We start from the raw sequence: 3,189 nt of genomic DNA on the forward strand, positions 1-3,189 counted from the left end.
GACGCGTTCTTCGGCCAGACCGGCGGCGCCACCAGGGGTCCGCGACCGCGCACCCGGCGGGGTCAGGACGCGCTGATCCCGCTCCGGATCGACCTCGCCGAGGCGGCCTTCGGGACGACCCGCGAGCTGAAGGTCGACACCGCGGTCCTGTGCCCGACCTGTTCCGGGTCCGGCGCGGCCGCCGGCTCCGAGCCGGTCACCTGCGAGATCTGTCACGGCCGGGGCGAGGTCACCCACACGCAGCGTTCGTTCCTCGGCGAGGTCCGGACGATGCGCCCGTGCCCCAACTGCCGCGGCTTCGGCACCACCATCCCGAACCCGTGTGTCGAGTGCGCCGGCGACGGCCGGGTCCGCTCGCGGCGGACCGTCACCGTCAAGATCCCCGGCGGCGTCGACAGCGGGACCCGGGTGCAGCTGACCGGTCAGGGCGAGGTCGGCCCCGGCGGCGGCCCGGCCGGCGACCTGTACGTCGAGATCGAGGTCGAGCAGCACGAGATCTTCACCCGCAGCGGTGACGACCTGCACTGCACGGTCACCCTCCCGATGACCGCGGCCGCGCTCGGCACCACGATCGACCTGCCGACGCTGGAAGGCGAGACCACCCCGCTGGAGATCCGCCCGGGCACCCAGTCCGGTATGGCGATGACGCTCACCGCCCGGGGAGTTCCGCGGCTGCGGCACGCGGGTCGTGGTGATCTGATCGTGCAGGTCATCGTCGAGACCCCGACCAAGCTGGACGACTCCCAGGCCGGGCTGCTGCGGTCGCTCGCCGAGGCACGCGGCGAGGAGCGCCCGCAGGGTCACGTCCAGGCCGCGCACAAGGGTGTCTTCGGACGCCTGCGCGACGCCTTCGGGAATCACTGACTGCGCGACGATGGGACTCGCCGTCTTCTACCTGCCTGACCTGGCCGGCTCCGAACTGGTGCTGGACGGTGCCGAGGGCCGCCACGCGTCCGTCGTACGGCGGATCGCTCCGGGCGAGCGCATCCGGCTGACCGACGGGCACGGGTCCTTCGCGGAGGGCCCGGTCACGGCTGCCTCGAAGACGGGCCTGACCGTGGCCGTGGATCACCGGGAGGTGGTTCCGGCCCCGAGCCCGCGGCTGGTCGTAGTACAGGCGTTACCGAAGGGAGAGCGGGCCGAGTTGGCCGTCGAGATGCTCACCGAGGTCGGCGCCGATGTGATCGTGCCGTGGAACGCGGAGCGCAGTCAGTTCCGTTCGAATCCCGAGCGGGTCGCGAAGACGCGGACGAAGTGGCAGGCTTGGGCTTTCGAAGCAAGCAAGCAGTCGCGCCGCGCGTGGTTCAGCGAGGTCGCCCCGATCGCCTCGACCGCCGAGGTGGCTCAGTTGGTGGGTGACGCGGCCTGCGCCGTGGTGCTGCATGAGGAGGCGAAGCTCCGGCTCGCCTCGCTGACGCCACCGCTTTCCGGGGATCTCGTGGTGGTCGTCGGTCCAGAGGGCGGCATCACGCCGGCCGAGCTGGAGGCGTTCAAGGCCGAGCCCGTCCTGCTCGGTGACACGGTCCTGAGGACCTCGACCGCAGGAGTAGCTGCCGTGGCAGTACTACTGGCCAAGACCCGCTGGATCTGATACCACCAACGAGGCCCTTCACTACCAGCAACGCAGGACTACCCGGACCACCAGGCAACTCAGGAAGGCCGGCATGACTTCGACGGACTGGCTCGATTGGCACACGTCGTACGAGGAAGAGGCTTCGCCGCTGAGTCGTCGACTGAAATCGGTCCAGCGGGCGATCCGCGCCCATCTGGCAGCGCGGGATGACCAACCGGTCCGCGCGATCAGCGCTTGCGCGGGTCAGGGCCGGGACCTCCTGGAGGTGCTGGCTACGCACCCCGGCCGCGGCGAGGTCGCCGCTCGGCTGGTCGAGCTGGATCACCGCAACGTCGCGATCGCGCGGGCCGCGGCGAAGGTGAACGGGCTGACCGGGGTCGAGGTGGTCGAGGGCGACGCGGGGGTGACCGACAGCTACGCAGGCGCCGTGCCCGCGGACCTCGTGCTGTTCTGCGGGGTGTTCGGCAACATCACCGACTCCGACATCGAGACGACGATCCACGCCCTGCCCCAGTTCTGTACGCCGGGCGCCTCGGTGATCTGGACCCGCGGCAGACCGGACCATGCCGGCGGCGAGGAAAGCGTCAGCAAGCCGGACCTACTGCCGTCGATCCACAAGTGGTTCACCGAGGCCGGTTTCGAGCAGGTCTCCCTCGACACGCCCGAGGACGTCACCTGGTCCGTCGGCGTACACCGCCTCACCGCCGAGCCGAAGCCGCTGCTCACCGGCCGACGGCTCTTCACCTTCATCCGCTGAGCTACTTGACGTAGATGGTCTTGCTGTCGGTGGAGGTCTGGCGGCCGTCCTCGGCGGAGAATTCGAAGACGTCGAGCCGGTAGCTGCCGGCCGGGAGCGCCTTCACCGTGAAGGAGTACGGCAGCAGCATGCCGGCTTCCTTCGTACTGGCGGGACCTTCGGCGACCACCTGCCGGGTGGACTCGGACGTGATCCGCCAGTTGACCTGCGCCTCGAACGCGGCCGCGATCCCGCTGACCTTGAGCGGGGTGCGCACGACCGCGCCGTTGCGCGGGGACTCGACCCAGATCAGGGCCTGGACGTCGAGGGTCTTCGCCCGGCTCAGCGGCTGCTTGACCTCCATGCCGAACAGCTGGGTGGCGGGCTTTCCCTGCGCGGTGACCTCGACCGGCTCGGTCAGCTGCATCGCGCCCTGGACCGTGTAGACCAGTTGCTGGAGCGCGACGCCGGCCACGTCCGACGTCAGGCGTTGCTTGGGCAGTTGCTTGAAGTCGACGGTGATCAAGCCGTCGGAACGACTCACCGAACCGACGGTCGCGCCCACCCAGGGGGACTGGTAGTCCGGGTCGTCCGACTTGGCGGCGGTCATCAGTTGGAGCGCCTCGAACGCCGGACGGCCCTTGATCTCGGTGAACGTCCGGTAGAGCCGAACCTTCGGGCCGGTGGTGGCGCCGACCGAGTCACCCAACCAGTAAACCGGCACCGACTTGGACGTGATCGGTTCGAGCGTGCCGGCCCGGGTCGGCTTGGTCGTGACGGCGGGCTCGGGCGCTGACGGGGTGGTGGTCGGATCGCCCGGCGGCACGGACTGCTCTGCAGTCGGCTGGGGGGTCACCGCGGCTCCGGCACTGCTGGTGGA

Annotated in this window: 4 protein-coding genes; 3 read left to right on the forward strand and 1 reads right to left on the reverse strand. The window is 70.1% G+C overall.

Going from position 1 to position 3,189, the window contains the following annotated elements; all coding sequences use genetic code 11:
* From VFG33_RS29855 to VFG33_RS29865, 3 genes are all read left to right on the forward strand, one after another.
* Positions 1 to 864: DnaJ C-terminal domain-containing protein (locus VFG33_RS29855; RefSeq protein WP_325056322.1), on the forward strand; the 864-nt coding region annotated here is incomplete at its 5' end.
* Positions 865 to 874: 10 nt separating this feature from the next.
* Positions 875 to 1,591, forward strand: coding sequence for a 16S rRNA (uracil(1498)-N(3))-methyltransferase (locus VFG33_RS29860; RefSeq protein ID WP_325056323.1), 717 nt, complete (start codon positions 875 to 877; stop codon positions 1,589 to 1,591).
* A 73-nt stretch (positions 1,592 to 1,664) separates the two neighbouring features.
* Positions 1,665 to 2,330, forward strand: a complete 666-nt coding sequence (locus VFG33_RS29865) for a class I SAM-dependent methyltransferase family protein (RefSeq protein WP_325056324.1) — start codon at positions 1,665 to 1,667, stop codon at positions 2,328 to 2,330.
* A 1-nt stretch (position 2,331) separates the two neighbouring features.
* On the opposite strand, the gene VFG33_RS29870 is transcribed toward VFG33_RS29865, so the two are convergent.
* Positions 2,332 to 3,189 (reverse strand): Gmad2 immunoglobulin-like domain-containing protein (locus tag VFG33_RS29870; protein WP_325056325.1); only part of this gene is annotated, 858 nt, incomplete at its 5' end.

This window comes from Kribbella sp., from assembly GCF_035687465.1.
In the GTDB taxonomy this organism is placed as follows: Bacteria; Actinomycetota; Actinomycetes; order Propionibacteriales; family Kribbellaceae; genus Kribbella.

Excerpts from the sequence above, each read along its gene's own strand:
- VFG33_RS29860 (WP_325056323.1), top strand. The coding sequence starts at position 875 with ATGGGACTCGCCGTCTTCTACCTGCCTGACCTGGCCGGCTCCGAACTG.
- VFG33_RS29865 (WP_325056324.1), top strand. The coding sequence starts at position 1,665 with ATGACTTCGACGGACTGGCTCGATTGGCACACGTCGTACGAGGAAGAG.